Origin of the sequence: Parabacteroides goldsteinii (genome assembly GCF_020091425.1) — a bacterium.
GTDB lineage: Bacteria > Bacteroidota > Bacteroidia > Bacteroidales > Tannerellaceae > Parabacteroides > Parabacteroides goldsteinii.
Window position 1 is genome coordinate 4,015,264 of record NZ_CP081906.1, and the last position, 23,397, is coordinate 4,038,660.

Below are 23,397 nucleotides of genomic sequence, written 5' to 3' on the forward strand. Positions count from 1 at the left end.
AATACAATGAAGACTATATATAATGTAAAAGCGCTGTGTGTCGTAGCCTTGCTTGGGACTACCGCCACAATAAGTGCACAAGAAGATACTTCGAAGAAACAGAATCTGGAACGGGAGATGACGCTCGAACGCGAGTACGACCCGACCGTACAGGATGCAAGCAAAGTGAACACCCTTCCGGTCATCAAGGAACCGGAAGTAAAGAAAATGCCGATCGACTATGCCAATTTCACAATTGCAGCCGACCCGGCAAAAGAGATCAGCCTGCTTCCTTCAGGTAATATCATGACAGATATTCAGTACAACAAGCGTCGCGGTTATTTCAACTTCGGCGGCGGTACCTATCTGAATCTGAACGGTGACCTGGGATATCATATCCTCAGCACGGACAAGGATCAACTAAATATTTGGTTTTCGCATCGCTCTACCAATGGTAAAGTGAAATATCTGCAAATGGACGAAAAGGTAAAAGCGAAGCTCAACGACAACCTGGGCGGACTGAACTTCAAGCATAACTTCGATAAACTATCGCTGAAAATGGGTGTCAAATATGGCTATTCGGCATTCAATTATTATGGATTGCCAATGAACGAATCGATAAGTAGCGTTTATAAGGAGGCAGACCGCGAAACCAACCAGGTAGCCCAAACTATCAAAGCAAACGTTGGAGTCGAATCGAAAGAGGATGCACCTGTCGGTTATCTGTTAGATCTGGGATATACTAATTTTTCATACAAATATGATATCGGTAAAGCTTATGATGGTCCGACAGAGGGAACGTTTAATGCAGATTTTGGATTAAGCGCTGCTTTCGGTGGTAATCAGAGGGTCGGTCTGGATGGTAACTTTAAATATTTCAACTATAGTCTGCCACAGGAGGCAAAACTTAGAGACGATCAGGAGGCAGGTCCTAATTCTTATGTCAACAATTTTGCGGCTGCAAGACTAAGTCCATATTATAAGGTTGAAGGCGACAACTGGCATGTTAAGTTAGGTGTAAATGCTATGTTCTTCACCGGAGATCAGAAAAAAGCAATGGTATCTCCCAATATCTCTGCTGATGTCGAAGTCGCAGATAAGACTGTTTTATACCTGGATGCAAACGGAAAACTACAATCCAACAGCATGTATGAATTGCACCAGATAAATCGTTACGTTTATCCGATGTCGAGAATAACCCCCTCCCGCAACTGGCTGGACGGTATTCTGGGACTCAAAAGCGGAGTCGCTCCGGGCTTTTGGTTCGACGTATTCGGAGGATATAAGATTACCAGCAACAATTATTTCTTCGTTCCGACAGTCGGTTACACTGAAAATGAATTCGGAAACTTCAGCGGTCCATTAAATGAGATAGATACCAAACAGCTATTCTTCGGAGCAAACCTGAAATATAGCTATCAGCAATTATTCGAAATCTCACTAAAAGGTGTTTACAATAACTGGGATGCTGAATTCAGTCAAAAAGAGTCAGACGAAACATCCAGTGCCGGAGGAAAAGTGTATGCTTACGGAATGCCGAAAATGGAAATCACAGCAGGCGTAACCGTTCGCCCCATCAAAAACCTTTCGGCATCTTTGGATTATTATCTGGGAACAGGACGCGAAACACTCCTGTATGGATATGACAAAGTAAAGATGGACAATATCAACGAGCTAAACCTGACCGGGGCATACAACGTCAACGATACTTTCGGCTTGTATCTGAAGCTGAACAACGTATTATTCCAGAAGTACGAGCTTTACTACGGCTACCCGCTGCAGAAGTTCAGTGCGATGATCGGAGTGAATATCAATTTCTAACTACCGAAATTTAATAAAGATAAACCTTCTATCCTTCATAATAAGGGGCTGTAAAAAAACAGCCCCTTTTTCATTTTAAGCCCCTCACTTCAGTGTAACAACCACATAACAAAGATGTAATCTTCCTTTAACCTTTCCGACATTTCCTGAATCTATTTTTGCACCATCAAAAATGATTAAAAATGGAAAACAAAGATTACACTCTTTTAAAGAAAGTATCGTTAAAAAGCATCCCCCTATTGCTTCTATGCGCAGGAAGTCTTTCTGCATCACCCGTAGAAAAGGACGGTATGGAAATGGGTATTACAAATGAGGCACAGCAAAACGGCAAAACCATCCGGGGTGTTGTGCGAGACGCATTAGGCCCCATCCCCGGAGCGAATATTGTAATAAAAGGAACAACAAATGGTATAATTACCGATACAGATGGTAACTATACGTTGGAAGATGTTCCAACCAATGCCATACTCCAGGTATCTTTCATGGGCTATCTTTCACAAGAAATCAAAGTCGGAGACCAATCCGTCATCGACATCTTACTGAAAGAAAACACACAACTTCTGGACGAGGTGGTAGTGGTAGGATATGGTACACAGAAAAAAGTAAACCTGACAGGAGCAGTCACCCAGGTTACATCCAAAGACATGGAAAACCGCCCGGTAGGCAAGGTTACTCAGATGCTTCAGGGAGTAATGCCCAACGTCAACATTTCATTCTCTACCGCACAGCCCGGAGCAGGCGGGTCGATCAATGTCCGCGGACGCGGTTCTGTAAACGGAGGAGATCCTCTGGTATTGATAGACGGCGTACCGGGAGATATCAACCGTATCAACCCGAATGACGTGGAATCTATTTCTGTATTGAAAGATGCTGCCGCCTCAGCCATATATGGTGCACGCGGGGCATTCGGGGTTATTCTTGTGACAACCAAAAACGCTAAAACAGGCAAGATGAGTATCACCTACAACGGTTTTGCCGCCATATCTTCTCCGACTGTCAGTACCGATTTTATCACAAGCGGATATGAATCGGTGATGTTAAACGATGAAGCGTTCCGACGTACAACAGGTAACACCTACACCCGTTACTCGGATGAAGACTATGCAGAGCTCGAAGCCCGTCGTTATGACAAGGTAGAAAATCCGGAACGTCCCTGGGTAGTCGTTAAGAATGTAAACGGCAAGGATATATATAATTACTACGGAAACTATGACTGGTGGGATTTCCTTTACAAAGACAACCAATTCTCACAATCCCACAACGTCAGCCTGTCGGGAGGAGACGACAAACTTAATTTCCTAATATCCGGTAACTACTACAGCCAGGATGGTCTGATGAAGATCAATACAGACAAATTCCAGTCATATACCTTCCACACTAAAATAAACGCACAGATATTCCCATTCCTGAAAATATTTAATAACACGCAATATTACGATCAGACATATCGCTATACCGGTAGGGAAGGCGGAGCAAATATAAACTTCCTGAACACAACCGTACATGCACTGCCTTGCTACGCTCCCATAAATCCAGACGGGACGTTTACCTACAACACACTAAAAAACAACTACTCCATTGGCGACGGTATGAATGCCATGCTACTCGACGGAATGAACGGTGGTGCAAAAGGAGTACATGAGTTCAGAACAACCGTAGGAGGAGTACTCGACCTGGGGCAACACATAAAACTGAATGCGGATTATACCTATCAATTCTATATGGCCGACGACTGGTATCGTGCGGCAGTCGTTCAATACTCAGTCCAGCCCGGCATTCTGCAGGATGTGCCTAACTACAATACAGACCAATACAAAAAGACGAACTGGTTCGATCCGATGCATGTATTCAATGCGTATTTGAATTATGACCAGACATTCGGCGTACATTCGGTAAGCGCAACAGCGGGAGTCAACTATGAGACAAAAAAACACGCACGCCTCTATGCATCCCGTAAAAACCTGATATCCGATTCACTGAACGACCTGAACCTGGGCACCGGGGATATGGAAGTCGGGGGCGGCCAATACCAATACGTATTGTTTGGAGCCTTCTTCCGGGCGAACTATAATTATGCCGAACGTTATCTGGTTGAATTTAACGGGCGTTATGACGGCACCTCCCGGTACAAAAAGAATATGCGCTACGGCTTCTTCCCATCCGGCTCTGCTGCCTGGAGGGTTAGTGAAGAAGCATTCTTCGACAGCTGGAAAGAGGAGATCAACAACATGAAGGTTCGGTTTTCATACGGCACACTGGGAAACCAGCTGATGGGAAACTCGTCTACCTCAGCCAATTATTATCCATACGTGGAAATGATGCCAATGAACCTTTCCAGTTGGTTGATCAACGGCCAGAAGACACAGAATGTGAGTTCGCCAAACCCAATCATCGACAACCTGACCTGGGAGAAAGCAACCACCACCAATATCGGTCTCGACCTATCCTTCCTCAACAACCGGCTTAGTTTCAGCGGCGACTATTATATCCGTAATACGACCGATATGCTGATCCCCGGAGAAACACTACCCGGTGTATTCGGAGCCACCTCGCCCAAACAGAATGCCGGAGATATGAAAACGAAAGGATATGAAATCAGCCTCGCATGGAACGACCAGTTCACGCTGGCAGGCAAGCCATTCAAGTATGGCATCTCCTTCGGGTTGGGTGATGCCGTATCGGATATAACCAAGTTTGAGTCGGAAAGCAGCAAGGCTAACTCCCAGAATAACCGTGACAACTTCAAGATCACCGACAACTACGAAGGAAAGAGATACGGAGAAATATGGGGTTACAAAATCGACGGTTACTTCAAATCCGATGAAGAAGCCGCCAACTGGAAAGTAGATCAGACACAGGTAAACTCACAGATACAGAAATCCCCGGGAGAATGGGGGCACCTGCGTGCCGGTGATTTAAAGTTCGTCGATGTAAACGACGACGGTAAAATCACTCCGGGAACAAGCACCGTGGGTGATCACGGCGACCTGGTTGTGATTGGCAACTCTGAGCCACGCTACAACTACAACTTCAACCTCAATGCAAGCTGGAGCGGCATCGATGTCTCCGCCCTATTCCAGGGAATAGGACGCCGTGACTGGTACCCGGCAAGCAACGCCGATAAGTTCTGGGGGCCATTCTCACGTCCCTACTACTCCTTCGTCCCGTCTGATTTTACAGAGAAACTGTGGAGTGAGGACAATCCCAACTCTTACTTCCCTGTCCTACGCGGATATACAGCACTGAACGGTGGCGGTAGCCTGAATACAGCCAACGACAAATATATCCAGAACATCGGCTACCTGCGACTGAAGAACCTTGTAATCGGTTATACCCTCCCCGATAAACTGACACAAAAAGCCGGCATACAGAACCTGCGCATTTATGTCAGTGGTGAGAACCTGATTACCTGGACACCTTTCGAAACAGATTATATCGACCCTGAACAGCCGATTGCCGATAGCAACGGACGTAGTTATCCTCTTAATAAAACACTCTCTATCGGACTTGACATTACATTTTAATCACCAGGCATTCAATAAAATAGAACAACAATGAAACGAATAAACATATACAAATGTATCGCCTTTACGCTGGCAAGCACAGCCCTGACCGGTTGTATCGATATGGAACAGTATCCACTGGACGCTATCTCCCCCAACACCTATTTTAATACGGGCAACGACCTTATGCTCTACACCAATTCATTCTACGACATGTTGCCCAGTGCCGAAGGGGTTTACAACGAAGCAATCGACAACATCGTAAAACAAGACCTGGCAGACGAGTTGCAGGGAGGTTCACGACGCCTTGTTCCCGCCAGCGGAGGCGGTTGGTCATGGGGGAATCTGCGTAACATCAACTTCTACCTCCAGAACTCCCCCAAATGCGCGGATGAAAAAGCACGCAACCGATATGACGCCGTTGCCCACTTCTTTCGCGCTTATTTCTACTTCGATAAGGTAAAACGTTTCGGGGATGTCCCCTGGTATTCGGTGACGCTGTCCGATCAGGACTGGGATAAAATGCGTGAACCGCGTACCCCCCGCATCCAGGTAGTCGACTCCATCCTAAAAGAGATAGACAAGGCCATCGAATACCTGCCGGAAACAAAAACGGTCAATGAGGTTAGCAAATGGACAGCACTGGCATTAAAATCAAGGATCTGCCTGTTCGAAGGCACCTTCCGTAAATATCATACGGAGTTGAACCTTCCCGACTACGAAATGTTCCTGGATGAAGCCGCCAACGCTGCACTGGAAGTGATGAACAGTAGCGGGTATAAGATTTATAACACAGGAAATCCGGAGTCTGATTACCTGAACTTATTCGCTTCGGTAGATGCTATTGCCGACGAAGTAATCCTCGCCCGTTCGTTCAGCGACGCGCTACAGGTGTACCATAATCTGAATTACTATACGATGACAGCCTCATACGGTCGTCCCGGACTGGAGAAACGCCTGGTCAACAGTTACCTGATGAAAGACGGAAGTCGTTTTACCGATATAGCCGGATACGACAGAATGGAGTTCCACGATGAGATGCAGGACAGGGATCCCCGCCTCTCACAGACTATTCGCACTCCCGGATATACACGTATCGGAAGTTCAGTCAGACTGGTACCGGAGTTCGGTTCTACGGTAACAGGATATCAGATGATCAAGTTCGTAGCGAGCCCGGATTATGATACATACAACAAATCAGTTACCGATATGCCGCTCTTCCGCTACGCCGAAGTTCTACTGAACTATGCAGAGGCAAAAGCGGAACGGGGAACGTTAACACAGGATGACCTCGACAAAAGCATCCAACTGCTCCGCAACCGTGCCGGCATAGACCTAAACCTGAATATGGCACAGGCAAACGCTGACCCTGACCCTTATCAGGCAAAACTATATAAGCAGGTAAACGGAGTAAACAAGGGAGTTATCCTGGAAATCCGCCGCGAACGCCGTGTCGAGTTAGTCATGGAAAGCTACCGTTGGGACGACATTATCCGTTGGAAAGAGGGCCAAACCCTGACCGAACAATTCAAGGGAATGTATTTCCCGGGACCGGGCACTTACGATCTTGATAAAGACGGCACCATCGATATCTGCCTTTACACCGGTAACAAACCGGATGCAGGAAAGAATATACAGTATTTAAAACTGGGTAGCGATATCACCCTGGAGCACGGAGAAAGCGGAAACATCGTTGTCAACCCGCACCTTTCCAAACAATGGAATGAAAATAGAGACTACTTCTACCCCATCCCAATCAACGAACGTAGTTTGAATCACAATCTGGCACAGAACCCGGGTTGGGACGACGGTCTTGATTTCTAGCAAACATCTATACAGGATCACACCATATCTTCATGTAACCTATGCCGGGGCCTATCCGTTAGGACCCCGGCTTTTTCTATTAAAAGCCTCACTTATTTTACTTCAGCACAATTTATTTCTACTTTTGCAGCAAATAAGACGAACATGCAAGGAATAAAAAACCTGACACAAGGCCCTATCCGGCGACAGCTATTCAATCTGGCTTTACCGATTATGGGAACTTCTTTTATCCAGATGGCTTACAGCATCACCGATATGGCCTGGGTAGGACGCCTGGGCAGCGAGGCAGTTGCCGCCATCGGTGCCGTGGGTATCCTGACCTGGATGACTAACTCGATCTCTTTATTGAACAAAGTCGGTTCGGAGGTGAGTGTCGGGCAAAGCATCGGAGCGCGAAATGAGGAAGATGCCCGGAGCTATGCTTCGCACAACCTGACGATTGCCCTGATCCTTTCCGTCTGCTGGGGATTACTTCTTTTTATCTTTGCCAATCCCGTCATCGGGGTCTATAAACTGGAAGCTCCCATCGCCGCACAGGCTGTCGAGTATCTGCGGATCGTATCTACCGCCTTCCCTTTTATATTCTTATCGGCGGCATTTACCGGAATACATAATGCTGCCGGATTAAGCAAAATTCCATTCTATATCAGCGGAACAGGACTTATCATTAATATGATACTCGACCCGGTATTCATCTTCGTATTCGATCTCGGAACGGCAGGAGCCGCCTGGGCAACCTGGTTGTCGCAGGCTACGGTATGTGCCATCTTTGTTTATCAACTGAAATGGAGAAGCAAACTGCTGGGAGGTTTCTCTTTCTTTGTCAAACTAAGGAAGAATTATTCGCAAAGAATCCTGCAACTGGGTTTACCGGTTGCCATGCTGAACACCTTGTTTGCCATCATCAATGTCTTTATGGCGCGCACGGCATCTACCTACGGCGGACATATCGGTCTGATGACGCTTACCGCCGGAGGGCAGATCGAAGCCATTGCCTGGAACACATCGCAAGGTTTCAGCACGGCATTAAGCGCTTTTGTCGCTCAAAACTATGCCGCTTCCGAAAAGGGACGAGTAGTAGAGGCTTACCATACGACATTGAAGATGACTACTATATTCGGTATTCTCTGTACACTCCTGTTCGTCTTCTACGGCAGCGAGGTGTTCTCCCTGATCGTTCCGCAGCGGGAGGCCTACGAAGCCGGAGGTATTTTCCTGCGAATAGACGGATATTCGATGTTGTTCATGATGCTGGAGATCACTATGCAGGGCTTGTTCTACGGAACAGGACGGACGGTTCCCCCTGCAATCATCAGCATTACTTTCAACTCGCTGCGTATACCGATGGCTATTGTATTATCCGCCATGGGATTGGGAATTGTCGGTGTATGGTGGGCAATCAGTATCTCCAGCATGCTGAAAGGAATCGTTTCCTTTATCTGGTTCAGGGCTTTACAAAAGAAGATATTGAAGTGAGAAGTTCTATTATTTATCTGTGAACTATCCTGTTATCAAAGTGTCTTGATTGTTACAGACAGACTCGAAGGGTAAGATTGAATTCCAACCCGTCCTTGCACAATCAAATAAATGATTTACCTTTGTAAACAAATAGAAGTACCATCCATATGAATATCAAAAAGTCTTACTATTGCACAAATATTTTCTTTTTCCTTTTCTGTTTATTACTATGTTTAGCTGGTTGTAAGGAAGAAGAAGAGTTTCTGACAATCTCTGTTTCTGAATTGAACATACCGGCTAAAGGAGAAGAAAAATCCATTGACATCCATACAAACTCAGTATGGATTGCGGAAGTAATGCCGGCCGGCAATTCCTCATGGGTAACCTTAAATACAATGTCGGGAGATGCAAACACCTCTTCGGTACATATTATGTTTGCCGAAAATAATACGGATCAAGAACGTACAGCCGAAATCCTGTTTCGTGCAGGTAAGACCGCTCAGAGTTTAAAGATCACTCAAAAGGAAAAGACAACACTTGTTGTGTCCGACAGAGGGTGGTATATAGGGCAACCAGGTGGTAGATGGCCCTTTCCGATAGACCGGAATGTAGACTATACAGTCAGCATATCTCCGGAAGCCCGGAGTTGGCTCCAACTTTCCGAAACGAAAGCAATAACGACAGACACATTATACTTAACGGTCAGAGAGAATCTTGAACCTGAAATGCGAGAAGGAGCTATCTATATTAAGGCAACAGATGTTTCTGCTGCCGATACGATTTTTGTTTCACAGGAAGCTCTCCAGATCACCGTATCCACTGAACAACTAGATTTTGCCTCAGAGGGCGGCAGTGGGGTAATTTCCATCAATTCAACGCATACCGATCACAATTACAATCCCGAATATACGTACGTCATTGAACCGGAAACGGCGTCCTGGTGCCAGATAAAAAAAAGTGAAGATTCAAAACTCTTGTTTGTCTCAGTCTCCACTAATGAAGCAAAAGTCAGGCGTGAAGCAAATATCAATATCAAATCCTCCGCTCTAACCAAAACAGTCCGTGTCATACAACAAGAAGACGGACTAACTTATTACGCAGATGGTGAATATGTACGTTTGCAGACGGCATCAGCTGGCAAAGGTGTAAATATTGCTATTATGGGAGATGGGTTCACCAAAGCAGATCTGGTGAAAGACGGACGATATGAGAATCTGGCAAACCAAGCGATGGAGCATTTTTTCAGTATAGAACCTTATAAGTCAAACCGGAAATATTTTAATGTTTATATGATATTTGCTCAATCGGAAGAAGCGGGCGTAAACGGGGAGATACCGGGTATTACGATCGATAACCGCTTCGGATCGATATACGGAGAAGGCACTAATATTAATTGGAACGATAGCATTTGCGATGTCTATCTGAATTTGGTCCCGGAATTAAAAGGTGTCGTAGAAATGACCACGATCCTCTTCCTGAACAGCAGTAAATATGCCGGAACGGCCCATCTCTATTCAAACGGATTTTGTATTGCAGCCTGCCCTATCAGCAAAGAAGCACCTCCTTTTGATTTCAAAGGATTGGTACATCACGAAGCAGGAGGACATGCTTTCGGGCTTTTAGCAGATGAATATATTATTTATGAAGAAAAGGCTTCAGAAGGCGTAAAGGCAGAAATACGCCTCTGGCAAAAATTCGGTTGCTATCGAAATGTCTCTTCGACAAATGATTTGTCCCAGGTCCCATGGAGTGTTTTCACTGGAAAAGAAAAGTATGCTTATGTAGGAGCCTACGAAGGTGCTTATCTTTATCAATCAGGGGTTTGGCGCCCCGAAGAAATCAGTTGCATGGATATTAATATTCCTTATTATAATGCCCCCAGTCGTTGGGCGATTGTAGACAGAATCAGAAGGCTTGCAGGAGAACCATGTACGTTTGACGACTTTATGCAATCCGATCATGTTACCCCCTGGTCTGCTACGAAAACAAAACCTCAGAAATCATATCCTCCGTTAGGGAAACCGGTATTGATAAAGAGCAAAACCTCCGGAAGATTATGAAACATAAAACGATTCCCTGGGATTTTATGCTTCAACCCAATGCCGATAAGTGGATAATCTTGAAATCGCAATTTGCGACATCAAGATGGGTAGGAACCCGCAAACTGCCGTATGCCTTTACAGAACTATAGACCTGGCTATACCAACACTATAGTGTTACTACGGCTAACACGGTGTGCTATCTGTTATGACACTACTGTCCTACATTTGAATCTGTAATATGCCGAATCGAAGCAACAGATACAACTTCAATCTATAGGTTTCAGCCTTCAGACGCTTCAACAGGTTACTAATCAAACTGCCGCCCTGAAGGGATGAAATGATAAAAGATGTATACGAAAATCCGGACCAGGACAACCTCCTGCAAAACATAGGACCTTTGACTTCAAAACATATATGTTTTGTAATCAAAAGTCCCTTATTTACAAATCAAAACACCTATACCTTGTAAACGGATAACTACTCGTTACCCGACGGGTAACTATCCACCGGGACATGAATGCCTATCGGTCGGAATACAAATCAGCAATGCGCACCCTTCAGCCAAAGGTTTTGAAATATGGTGGATCACACCGGCTGAAACCTGAAAGAGATCAATCGTTTTCTACTACACGGATCATATCGAAGTAGAATTCGCCAGCCACTTCCGCACCTTTTTCTACAGTACCAGTCTTGGTGTCGTAGATGTAGATGATGGCATTGGCATCAGCTTCGGTATTCACGCCAATGTATGCTTTCTCATTGAACACGACAGAACGCTGAGAGAAACGGCCGCCACTGTAAGAGAGTTCTTTGCCGCCAAAAACCAGGCGTGTTCTTTCGCCCGTAGCCAGATCGATGATGGAATAATAATGGCTGTAACTGTCGATCGCAGTACCTGCCGCATCGTTGCGTGCATACGCCAAAGCCTTACCGTTACCCAGATTCTGGACGGTTAGCAGTTTACCGTCTGCATTCGGATACCCATCGTAGTCAGGATCGAAATCTGTCTCCCCTTTCTTGATACGCAATAGATGGCCTTCTTCTATATCATCTTTAATTACGGTTGCAGCCAGATAGAGGTTACCTTCTTCATCATACATTACACAGTTCTGCATCAATTCACCGTAAGCACTTCCGGCCATTTCATCGGCAAGCGAATTGCGTGTGATTTTTTCAACCTTCGTCAAATCGGCCGGGTTAAGGACTGCTGTATAAAATTTTGTTGTAGTCTTACCTCCTCTGCCGGACACACCGTTTTTCCCATAATAGAAGTAGTACAATTTTCCTGCCTTTTCATTATAGGTAAGAATACCCGATGTTGAGAACTTCTTTGTCTCTTCGCCTTCCACTTCAGATACAGGTAGTGGAATATCCAATGTACCCTCCTCCATAATCGACATATTATCGGCGTTCAGCTTACTCCAAAGGACTTTACTGGCATCACCACTGGCAGCCATGATAACGAGTGTGTTATCGTCAAGCCACGCATGCGTATATGAGCGTACTTTATAAGTATTCGTCTTGAACGGGCATGATGCTACTTCCACCACCTGGTTATTCTTGATCTGATATTTCACGAAACGGTCGTTGCTTGAAGGAACCTGGTAATAATATTTACCTTTCGAGATACTCTCCATAGAATATTCGCCCAGTTCCGTTCCTTCGCCTTTAATAGAGATGGTGCCTATATCTGCGGTCAGCTTGCCGATGCTATTAACGACAGTTTTGTTTTGGCTACTCATACCGCCATGTTTACCTACGGTCAGGAACAAATCGAAATGGTACTTGCTTTCGTCGAAAGCCGGTGCATCTTTTGTAACCGTAACGGAACAGGTCGCTGTAAATCCGCCGTCGTCTGTTTTAACGGTGATTGTGGCAGCACCTTCTGCAACGGCAGTAACAACTCCTTTGTCTACAGTAGCGACATTTTCATCCGAAGTGCTCCATGTAACGGATGTAACTGCGGCATTGGAGGGAGCGACTGTAGCGGTTAAAGAACCTGTTGTTCCCACCTTTAGTTCCAAGGAGGTCGGATTGACTGTGACTCCGGTCACGGTCAGTTCTTCAACGTCATCGTCATCCGAACAAGCGGTGAATGAGAACGCCATCATAGTTGTCATGAAGGCAAGTAATACAAATTTGAACTTCTTCATTTTTCTACTTTATTTATATGATTAATTAATGAATACCCTGAATTTCGCAAAGAAAGCACGTCCGGGCTTTTGCAGCTTATAGTTGTCGTAAGCCGTTTCATCCAAGAAGTTGGCACATTCCAATGAGATATTGTAGCGGTCGCGTTTCCACGAGTACGTTACATTGGCATTGCAGATATGTTGCGAAGGGATGCGCGCCTTGGTATCATAATTGCCGTATGCTTCCCAGGTCAGGAAATACCAATGTACCCACTGGAACGTACAACCTAACCGTAACTTGCCGCCTTGTTGCCAAAGATTACGGAACGTATAACTCGCCTCCGCACTGCCGAACAACCAGGGACGGTTGGGCACATGGTTGTTGTATGTGGCCGAGGGTTTACCGCCTTCTTTGAACTCTTGCTGGTCGCGGGCATCCTGATAGCTGACATTAGCCATGAGTTGCAACCGTCCGTCCCAGTCGTAGCTGACTTCACCTTCCACACCTTTGATATGGACAGCGGGATCGTTGACATACTGCAACATACCTTCTTTTTCGATGACGGAAGTTTGTATATAGTTGTCCACATAACGCAGAAAACCGTTTGCCTCGTAATAGACGGTATGACGGGCGGCCGGACGCCATGTACCGAACAAGGCGAGATTGACATTGTTACTCTTCTCCGGCTCTAACGCCACATTGGCATAGACGGTCGTTCCGTTGCCTAACAGTTCCCGGGCAATAGGCAAACGTACACTATGCTCGTATGAAATCTTTACAGCCAACGGGTTGAAGAACGTATAACGCAGTCCGGCTCCGTATCCTAAATAGTTTTTCGTAGTCGAACCTTGTACTTTGTCCGAGCCGGTTACGGTGGATTGATCGGTTTGCCGGATATTAGGATGGTTCACGTAGTCTTTGGCAAAGAATACGTTCTGCATCTTGCCGTCGAAAAGCGATTGGCTGTAAGTCAGTCCGACGATATGTTTGGTTACCGCATCGTTAGACGGCTCGAAACTCTGGTCTAAATCGTCATAGCGGTCGTTGCCTGTCCGGCTCAGATTATAGTTCAGGTTAAAGCCGTGATGCTCATTCAGCTGATAATCCAAATTGGCACGCACGATAGTCAACGGACGCTTATAGTGGCGCATGGTAGGTTCGCCGCCCCTGATTTCGTTACGTTGGCTCACGATATAGCCACCGTCCCAATAATATTTACGGTAGGCGGTATCAACGGTGATGGAATGATCCCATGTGTGTGATAAGGTCGCCTTCAATGTCATATTTTCTGTGAGAAAGTTGCGTTTATTGTACCGCGCCGACACATTCCACGCATCTGAATTACGCTCCGCCATGCCATACACTTTGGTCTGTACGGAGCCTGTCTGCAATTCCTTGTCTGTTTTGGAGTAGGAAGCCGACACAAATAATTCGTCCACCCAAAATTTACCTACTATTCCTGCTTCTATCTGTGCTAAAAGCGAGAAATAACCGTCATGGAAACGTTTGGGATTGCCATTGATAAACCGATCGCCTGTCTCGTTACGCATCTGCACATCTTTCATCCGGTAATCGTTTTTCGAATAGTTGATGCCAACGGTAGGACGCACAATCAAACCTGTGCGCTGTTCCACAAACTGCGCATTCAGGTCGGCGCTGTGTGTATGAAAGGAACCAATACTGTAAGATGCATCCAGGAAGTTCTCCTTCTCCGCCTTGGTTATAATGTTGACAGCACCGCCCAATGCATCCGTTCCCAACAAGGCAGGCACCACCCCTTTATAAATCTCCACCCGGTCGATCAGGTTGACAGGTAGATTGGCAAGCGTCACATTGCTACCTTTACTGTCTAATGGCACACCATCAATGAAATAACGGACAGAATTACCCGATAACCCGTTGATGGAAAGATCAAAATCAGAACCGACTCCTCCTTCTTCCCGGACCTTTATTCCGGTCGTCCGGTTCACTATATCAGTAAGATTCTTCAACGAGTTGATCTGCGATTTTACATCAAGGGCATTTACCGAGAAAGCACCTTCCTTGATCTTCTGTGTTTTCGATTTACCGTACACTTCTACAGAATTCAGGGTTACGGAATTTTCTTCCATAACGAAATCAAGCGTTTTGTTCCTGCGGATATCGAGAGTTGTTTTTATTGTATTATAACCCAACAAGGTAATTATAAGAGTATGCTTTCCGGGTTTCAGACTTAGTGAATAGCGTCCCCGGTCGTCGGTGTATGTCCCTGCCGTCGTATTTTCGATGGCAACAGTAACCATAGGAAGCGGAGCACCATCTTCTCCCCTCACCTCTCCCGACAACGTGACCCTGTCTTGCGCCGCCAGCCTTACAGGAAACAAACAAATAAACAACAAAAATACATGTATGAAACCTCTCATCCCATCAAAAACATTATATATTAACGACAGGCTTTCGATAAAACAGAATGGACCACATGAACAGCCGGAACTCCCTACCAAATACAGTCAAGTCCTTACTTACATGTTTTTCAGCCTTATTCCTCGAAAGCTTAAAACTACTGATTCTGGCAGGTCTTCTGACTTACTCCGTCATTGAACGTCCTTCCCATTCATTGCGAACAGTGGATTGAGTTGTGTTCAACGACTTTGGCGGAGCTTACAGCAGCGGGTCTGTTCAGGATTTTCACCTGATTCCCTTTTCATCACTTTTCCGTAGAACTGGATTTGTGACACCAAAACCGGAGGCAAAGGTAAAGATTATTTTTAAACAGTACCCTATTTTTTATAAATGATCATAGATTTGTATTAATGGAACGAACTATTCTTTACTTTTGTCAGCAGAATATAATTACATAGCAAACATTTAATAATATGAGCAATTCATTCAAGCCGGCAACTTTGTGTGTGCAGGGTGGCTGGCAGCCTAAAAAAGGAGAACCGCGCGTTCTGCCTATCTATCAGAGTACTACCTTCAAGTATGAGACCAGCGAACAGATGGCGAAACTGTTCGATCTGGAAGAGAGTGGTTATTTCTATACCCGTCTGCAAAACCCGACCAACGATGCCGTAGCATCCAAGATCGCCGCTTTGGAAGGTGGTGTGGCAGCAATGCTGACTTCATCGGGACAGGCAGCCAACTTCTTTGCCTGTTTCAATATTTGCGAAGCCGGCGACCATATCGTAAGCGCAACCGGTATTTATGGCGGAACATACAATCTGCTGTCTGTTACCCTGAAAAAGCTGGGCATCGAATGTACATTCATCGACCAGGATGCCAGCGAAGAGGAAATCAGCAAGGCATTCCGCCCGAATACGAAGTTATTGTTCGGTGAAACGATCTCCAACCCGGGAGTGATGGTACTGGATATTGAAAAGTTTGCCCGTATCGCTCACAAACATGGCGTACCGTTGATCGTTGACAACACATTTGCCACACCGATCAACTGCCGCCCGTTCGAATGGGGTGCCGATATCGTTACGCATTCTACGACCAAATATATGGACGGACATGCGACTGCCGTAGGAGGTTGTATCGTCGACAGCGGTAACTTCGATTGGGAAGCGCATGCAGACAAATACCCGGGCCTCTGCCAGCCGGATGACTCCTATCATGGCCTGACTTACACAAAGACATTCGGGAAACTGGCATATATCACCAAGGCTACCAGCCAGTTGATGCGTGACCTGGGTTCTATCCAGTCTCCGCAAAATGCTTTCCTGCTGAACCTCGGACTGGAAACATTGCATCTGCGTATGCCGCAGCATTGTAAAAATGCACTGGCCGTAGCTAAATGGCTTCAGAATTGCGACAAGGTAGCCTGGGTAAACTATCCGGATCTGGAAGGAAATAAATATTACGAACTGACAAAGAAATATCTTCCAAACGGTTCATGCGGTGTCCTGTCATTCGGACTGAAAGGCGGACGCGAGGTAGCTATCAAGTTTATGGACAGCTTGAAGCTGGCTGCTATCGTTACTCATGTGGCCGATGCCCGTACTTGTGTGCTTCATCCGGCAAGCCATACGCATCGCCAGTTGACCGACGAACAATTGAAGGAAGCCGGTATCGCTCCGGACCTGATCCGCTTCTCTGTCGGCATCGAAAGTGCGGATGATATCATAGCGGATATCGAGCAGGCTTTAAATCAGTAATCAATAGTTATTCAACAGGAAATCGTATTGTATAGAATACGGTTTCCTATTAAACATAATGAACTTCGTTTCCAGGAGCTCCTTAAAAACAAAACCCCGATGGTATTAAATACCGCCGGGGTTGTTTTTTTGTCCATTTCCTCCCTTCACAGGGATACTCATGGATGAACTTTATTTTATTTTTATTACTAAAATTACGCTTCCAATCTGTTCGCCTTCACAGGCTACTTGCCCTTCCCCATAGGGGAAAGGCAGAGAAGCTTTATATTGTTTAATTATTCTTTAATTCTTATTTTACGATTGCTTTAACAGCAGCTTCGCCTTCAACAGCTACAACTACGATACCTGCAGGAGCAGAGATAGTTGCTTCGTCAGAAGAAAGAACTGTGCTAGCAATTGTCTGACCAAGAACGTTGCTGATAGTAACAGTCTTATTAGCAGCACCCTTGATTGTGATGTCACCGTTACCAGCGATTACAGTTACAGCAGAAGTAGAAATTGCTTCGTTTTCTGTAGCTATATCTTCTTTATTACCCTGTTCAACATTGAAGATCAAAGCATCATCAGCACCAGTAATCTGATCGAATGAAGATTCTGAACCATCCAAAGAACCTGACAATACGATACAACCGTTCTGCATCTTCAACCATTGTCCCTTAGTCGGAGCAATATCTTTATCGCCTTCAGCTTTCTGAGATTCCATCAAGAATGCACGATCTTCTTCATTTTCCTTAGCAGCCTTTTCAGGATCTACAAAACGCATTGACCATGTTACTGCTTTGTGATTGTCTTTCTGTAAGTTTACGATATACTTTTCTGCATATTTCTTATCTTTTACTGCTTGTTTGATAACAGCAGTATCGAATGTAGCTAATGTTACATCTGCAAAACGGCCTGTCAAAATGAATAAGCTATCACCCATATGAGCAGCTTTCACGAAACCAGCACGAGTGTAACCTTTCCAAGCATAATCAGCTTTGTTAGCTGCATTATTTACAGAGTCTGCGAAGTTAACCAGATATTCACCCATGTGGAACGGAGCCTTACCTGCTTTATCGTGAGGACAGTTTACAGGACGAGTACCACCATTTGCTACAATTTCTTTACATACAGGACACATTTCACCCGGTTCGAATGCTTGATCCATACGGTTAATAGAGATCAAATATTGCGGTTTGATAGCACCATTCCAACGATTTACGAATGCTGTATCAACGATAAATGATTTACCATCTTTTGTAAAGTCAGGAGTATAGATTCCTAAGAACTTGATACCATCAACCTTGAAGTTTTCGTTTGCTTCTACCTGTAAATATTCTTTACGGTATTTTTCTACAAAACGTAATGTATCGGGAGCATCAGGAGTTTCTTCATTGCCTTCCAAAACCTTAGAGTTGAAACGACGATACAAAGGAGCGCCATAAGGAGCAACCAAGAAAGAAGAAGTTCTTACTTCGCTGATAACCTGTTGTTTCAATGTTGCATCTAATGTTTCGTCTGCAACACCAGCTTTACCATTGATATCATCTGCAGTTGAAGCATTTACATCAAATGTAACCAAAGCATAGAAACTGTTCTTTGCGTCATCGCTTGCACGCTTAGCATAGTTATTTTCTTTGAAGTAGAAAGGAGTAGCAGTAATATCGTTTTCTTTAGAAATTACATATTTATGTTCTACATTCTGACCGAACTTCAAGTTACCCTTAGCAGAAGGAGAAATCATTGTATAAGACTGTCTCTTCAACTGTTTCAAATCTGCAATACGGTTTCCTTTAGCAGGAACTGTATAACCATAAGCTTCTTCATCACCAGCTGTCAATTCAAACGGAATAATACCATCCATTACAACTAACAGAGAGTCTGTTGCCTTACCAATATATTTATCGCTTACATACGGATTAAAGTAATTGAATGTATAACGATTAACCTTCAACTCATTTGGTGTAAGTTTTTTATAACCAAGATTTTCATTACCTAACACAGCTTTATCTGTAATCTGTTCGAATACCAAAGAGTCAGTAGCTACCAGATCATCAAAAGCAGTAGCTGTATAATAGTAGGTAGCACCTTCGTTCTTATACAATTGAATAGCATTTGCATTCAATCCTTCAAATTCACGGTTGATAATTTCTACAGATGATTTGTCTGCAAAATAAGAAAGAGTATTATTTTTCAATACAACCCACTGATAAGCAGGCATATTAGCAACGCTCTGTTCGTTAGCATCAACAGTTACCCATTTTGCATCATCACCGTTATTGTAGATCGGAGATGCCAAGTACTGACCTTTAGAGTTCTTAATATAATACAAACCGTCAGCAACAGATGTTTTATAGTCGCTAGCTGTTGCAGGATCAGAAACTGCGAAAAGCAAGTTTTCCTCTACCAATGTAGCAGAAGTAGGAACTGCCGGTTTGTAGAATGTCATTACTTCTGTAGTCGGAGTTAATAAGATACTTGACAAAGTACAATAATCAGCTGCTGCATGAGGAGTTCCTGTCAAAACCATAGCTGTAGCCCACTGTGAACCAGTTGCATTACCTGCTTCATCATACGTAAATCTTGAACCATCTTGTTTGATTGAAACAAAAACGCTGTCTTTAAACAAATCTTTTACAATCTTAAAATGGTTAGGAACAGAAGCTGCAGTAGTTTCACCAGTTTTCAGTTCTTTACGAGCCAATTGATAAAGATTATCTTTATTCAAACCGGTAGCAGCATGAACAGCTGTATCTACACGCAGATACTTTTTAGTACCAAGTTCTTTCAAAGCAACATAACCTCCAGTGATATCTTCAGCCTGGAATTTAACGCCACTGATCATATCAACTTTCAGATCCTTTTTCTTTGGAGTTAAAGTGAAATACAGACCATTAGTACCACCGTCCAAAACATTCAGATCATCTTTTGTCATTGCTACTGTTGTCGGTTTAGTAGCCTGAATAGTCAAGGCTGTAACACCTGTTGCCGGTTTTGCATTAGCATACTTATAAGCAAAAACAGTACCGTCTGTAGCAGTAGCCAAAGCCATTGTTGAGTCAACAGACAATGCATAAGTTAATGCTTTAGGTTCTTTCAACTCATCCGAGTAAGAGTTTGCAACCCATCCCCAAGCCATACTCTGACCTGTCAATAACTGACCTGTTGCAGGTGTCGTTACTGCACCATTTTTATCTGCAACAACAGCAGTCTTCGGATCAAATGTAATAGCCAAACCTGTAGCTTTATTCACCAAAGTAAAGTGATTTGAATTTGTTGCACTGGCAGTAATTGTCCACAAAGCATTGTTATAATCTGAAGTCAGATTATCCGCAACTTTTAATCTACCATCTACAACCTGAAGATTTTTACCTACAGCAGTAGAACCATTTGTCGTTGTAACCGCTGTTCCGGAAGCATTCAAAGCATAAAATCCCTTTTCAAGCTTTGATACCTGATCCGCATTAACCTGCGCATTAGCAGAAACGGATCCAACCAGCAAAACGCTGGCTAAAAGCGTAGAAAACTTTTTGTTCATAATCAAAAATTTAATATTAATACTAAGTAATTTAAAGTTCTATCTAATAATACCGGCCTTATCTACCGGCTTTTCATACGATCGTCAAATACTTCAGCAAAAGTAAACAATAGTTTTTTATCCACAATTATTTTTATTGATTTTTTTATCAGGTCATATCCTTTCTTATCAATTGAATACGATAGTTTGTACAAAATCGGGGATAAAAATGACAAACCTTATTTTCCCTTCCCATTTCTGGATTATCAACAGGAACATGAAAAGGGAAACCAGATAAGTAAAGCTATAAGCAAGCATTATATAATGTACACGTACATTATATTATATATAAACTAACCGGAATAAATAATGGCGAAGAGCCATTACCGCTTTAACACAATAAAAACTTATCACAAAAATGCGATACCGGTTAAATCGAAAATGTCTTCGCCACCCTATACACCCAATGCATAGACAAGCGATGCCAAACAGATGACGGCATCTCCTCCATCAGCAAATCTTCACGGAATTCACGCAAGATTAACCAATCCGCCTGCTGTACCCAATGGCGGAATACAGGATTTGGCTGGTGGGTTTCTGACAAATGCAGCAAAGCATCCAAATCGAAGTGCTCGGCCACCGCACCCGCTCCCGACAAAGATGCATCATGAGCATTACAAGCCTGTTCAATATGAGTTGGAACCATCAGGACAGGCTTATCCAGATACATTGCTTCGCAAACAGATTCGAAACCAGCTGTCGTTGCATACGCTTTGGCATTTGCCATATATTTGACAAAACGGATATCGTTCAACTGATGAAAAGAAAGTGTATCGTCAATCTTTGTGGTTTCTTTGGCTCCCCGCTTATCCCAAAAGAAATGCATCGGAACCTCCGGATGAGCAGTATGCCACTCTTTCACCTCTTCACTGAATCCGCTATTCAACAAATAGCCATGCAGATAGTTACCTTTTCGGGGAGTCTTATTTATTATTTCCTTACGCAATAAAGGAGGTACTACCACCATCTTATCTGCCGGAACTTCGCGCATTTTCCGAAATGACAGGGCGAGCTTTTTCGTAGCACCGATAGCCGTTACACGGGTGAAAAATTTCAACAAAGATAAAGAGACTGCATTCAGCTTGGGAAAAGAGAAATCAGGATGCAGAAAAAGATACTGGTGAGCAATGCAAACCATCATCGCTTTCGGACGGCAAAACAAGTAAGTCAGCCCCGTCAACAACTCATAAAAATTGACTACCACATCTGCACCTGTTTCCTTTATCATCCGGTTAATATAGTGTATACTAGCCGTATATTTATGCAGTCTCAATACATTATATCCTATACTTTTCAGCAAATTAACCTGTTTATTCTTTGCCGTAGGCAGAAAGTTCGGACTTTCAAAAGAATAGACCGGTGCATTGATTTTCTCCATAAAGAAATCAGGGATACGACGAGCCGGACTTTTCCCGACAAGCACACCGACAACCTGATGACCTTCGTCTGCCAGCTTCCGCCGGAGAGACAAGGCTTGTGTCAGATGGCCTCTACCCTCCCCTTGTATGATAAACAGCATTTTCATATCACTTCAGCATATAATACAGGTTTTGAAACAGATTCTTCCTCCATATCATACTCTGCCTTATTGTAAGTCAGAATATTCCATTCTCCTTGTTCATTTTCAACCAAAGCGGTCATACTTTCTACCCAATCTCCGGAATTCAGGTAATGAACATTGCCGTACCGGACATTTGCCGCCTGATGAATATGACCGCAGATAATTCCGTCAAGCCGTTTGACTTGTGCAAGTTTTACCAGTTCCTTTTCAAAATCGGAGATGTAAGAGACGGCACTCTTCACCCGGTGTTTCACATGCTGCGAGAGGGAAAAATAAGGTTTACCATGCTTTTCCCGATTCTTGTTATAAATCTTGTTCAGCCACAACAGGAAGGTATAACCGATATCGCCCAGCATCGCCAGCCAACGCATATTCGTTGTTATCGTATCAAAGATATCGCCATGGGTCACCAGGTAACGCTTCCCGTGGCTGTTCAGCAAATAGTCTTTTACGATAGAGATATTGGAGAACCGGAAAGGAACCAGTTTATCGAGGAAATCATCGTGATTACCACGGATATAAATGATTTGCGTCCCTTTCTTCTCCATCATTTTCATCAGAACTTTAAAGAAATCGGTTTGTGCCTGTTTCCATCGCTTGCCGGATTTCTGAAGTTGCCAGCCATCAATGATGTCACCGTTCAAGATCAGACGGTCGCAGTCAATATGTTTAAGGAAATTGGTTACTTCTTTCGTCCTGGAGTGTTCAGAACCCAGGTGAATGTCAGAAAGCACAACGGTCGGATAATATTTTCTTAGTTTCATACGTAAGATATTTACACTACACAAAGAAACACAGTCGCTGTTACAGCATTACAACAACCGTATGAAGATGCTTTTTCTTTTTCCACCGTAAATGCTTACATTTGCCCTTTCAAATTAAAACATAATCATTTTATGGATATTAACTCCCTCCCTGAGAGAGCTAAAAAAGTAGAAAAGGAAACAAAGACTTTTTTCAAATCTATCAAGAAAAACCGTCACCGGGAACTGGACGACACGATACATGCCATCCACCAGGAGGTATTCGATTCAATCAATTGCCTGGACTGCGGGAATTGCTGCCGGACATTGGGACCGCGCATCACGGACCGTGATATCGAACGTATTGCACAGGCATTGCGTATCAAACCACATGAAGTTGTTCAACGACATTTGCATATCGATGAAGATAAGGAGTATGTATTCCGTTCAATGCCTTGTCCCTTCCTGGGAAGCGACAATTATTGCAGTATTTATGAGGACCGTCCGAAAGCCTGCCGGGAATATCCGCATACGGACCGGAAAAAGTTCTACCAGATACATGCACTGACAATTAAGAATGCAGAAACCTGCCCGGCAGTATTCCAAACGTTAGAGCAGCTAAAACAAGAGTTTTAAGGAAA

Annotated in this window: 12 protein-coding genes and 1 riboswitch; of the genes, 7 read left to right on the forward strand and 5 right to left on the reverse strand. The window is 44.1% G+C overall.

What is annotated here, in order from left to right:
- Positions 1-6 precede the first annotated feature (6 nt).
- The 5 genes from K6V26_RS17470 to K6V26_RS17490 all read left to right on the forward strand — a co-directional run bounded on the left by K6V26_RS17470 (position 7) and on the right by K6V26_RS17490 (position 10,645).
- Positions 7-1,800 carry a TonB-dependent receptor gene (locus K6V26_RS17470; RefSeq protein ID WP_224263439.1) on the forward strand — a complete coding sequence of 598 codons (1,794 nt, stop codon included), beginning with the start codon at positions 7-9 and terminating at the stop codon, positions 1,798-1,800.
- 182 nt (positions 1,801-1,982) lie between these two features.
- Complete coding sequence (locus K6V26_RS17475; RefSeq protein WP_224263440.1) at positions 1,983-5,324, forward strand: SusC/RagA family TonB-linked outer membrane protein; 3,342 nt, start codon at positions 1,983-1,985, stop codon at positions 5,322-5,324.
- A gap of 30 nt (positions 5,325-5,354) precedes the next feature.
- Positions 5,355-7,127, forward strand: a complete 1,773-nt coding sequence (locus K6V26_RS17480) for a RagB/SusD family nutrient uptake outer membrane protein (RefSeq protein ID WP_195584254.1) — start codon at positions 5,355-5,357, stop codon at positions 7,125-7,127.
- A gap of 144 nt (positions 7,128-7,271) precedes the next feature.
- Positions 7,272-8,603 (forward strand): MATE family efflux transporter, encoded by a 1,332-nt coding sequence (locus K6V26_RS17485; RefSeq protein ID WP_195584252.1) that lies wholly within the window; start codon positions 7,272-7,274, stop codon positions 8,601-8,603.
- Positions 8,604-8,752: 149 nt separating this feature from the next.
- Complete coding sequence (locus tag K6V26_RS17490) at positions 8,753-10,645, forward strand: BACON domain-containing protein (protein WP_224263441.1); 1,893 nt, start codon at positions 8,753-8,755, stop codon at positions 10,643-10,645.
- A 593-nt stretch (positions 10,646-11,238) separates the two neighbouring features.
- Here the strand turns inward: K6V26_RS17490 and K6V26_RS17495 are convergent.
- Together K6V26_RS17495 and K6V26_RS17500 are read right to left on the reverse strand one after the other, a co-directional pair.
- Positions 11,239-12,780: an Ig-like domain-containing protein gene (locus K6V26_RS17495; protein WP_048315420.1), complete on the reverse strand. Its 1,542-nt coding sequence runs from the start codon at positions 12,778-12,780 to the stop codon at positions 11,239-11,241.
- Positions 12,781-12,801: 21 nt separating this feature from the next.
- The gene (locus tag K6V26_RS17500) at positions 12,802-15,162 is read right to left on the reverse strand and encodes a TonB-dependent receptor (RefSeq protein ID WP_195584248.1); all 2,361 of its coding nucleotides are present in this window, start codon (positions 15,160-15,162) and stop codon (positions 12,802-12,804) included.
- A 131-nt stretch (positions 15,163-15,293) separates the two neighbouring features.
- A riboswitch (cobalamin riboswitch) is annotated at positions 15,294-15,496 on the reverse strand.
- A gap of 119 nt (positions 15,497-15,615) precedes the next feature.
- Between K6V26_RS17500 and K6V26_RS17505 the strand changes: the two genes are divergently transcribed.
- On the forward strand, positions 15,616-16,896 hold the full coding sequence (locus K6V26_RS17505) for an O-acetylhomoserine aminocarboxypropyltransferase/cysteine synthase family protein (protein ID WP_007654833.1): 1,281 nt from the start codon (positions 15,616-15,618) through the stop codon (positions 16,894-16,896).
- 289 nt (positions 16,897-17,185) lie between these two features.
- On the opposite strand, the gene K6V26_RS17510 is transcribed toward K6V26_RS17505, so the two are convergent.
- From K6V26_RS17510 to K6V26_RS17520, 3 genes are all read right to left on the reverse strand, one after another.
- Complete coding sequence (locus K6V26_RS17510) at positions 17,186-20,413, reverse strand: DUF6383 domain-containing protein (protein ID WP_224263442.1); 3,228 nt, start codon at positions 20,411-20,413, stop codon at positions 17,186-17,188.
- A gap of 409 nt (positions 20,414-20,822) precedes the next feature.
- A complete protein-coding gene (locus K6V26_RS17515; RefSeq protein WP_224263443.1) occupies positions 20,823-21,977 on the reverse strand; it encodes a glycosyltransferase family protein in 1,155 nt (384 codons plus the stop codon).
- On the reverse strand, positions 21,974-22,777 hold the full coding sequence (locus K6V26_RS17520; protein WP_046145342.1) for a UDP-2,3-diacylglucosamine diphosphatase: 804 nt from the start codon (positions 22,775-22,777) through the stop codon (positions 21,974-21,976). The genes K6V26_RS17515 and K6V26_RS17520 overlap by 4 nt, the downstream gene beginning before the upstream one ends.
- A gap of 132 nt (positions 22,778-22,909) precedes the next feature.
- Between K6V26_RS17520 and K6V26_RS17525 the strand changes: the two genes are divergently transcribed.
- Positions 22,910-23,392: a YkgJ family cysteine cluster protein gene (locus K6V26_RS17525; protein WP_224263444.1), complete on the forward strand. Its 483-nt coding sequence runs from the start codon at positions 22,910-22,912 to the stop codon at positions 23,390-23,392.
- Positions 23,393-23,397: the final 5 nt, after the last annotated feature.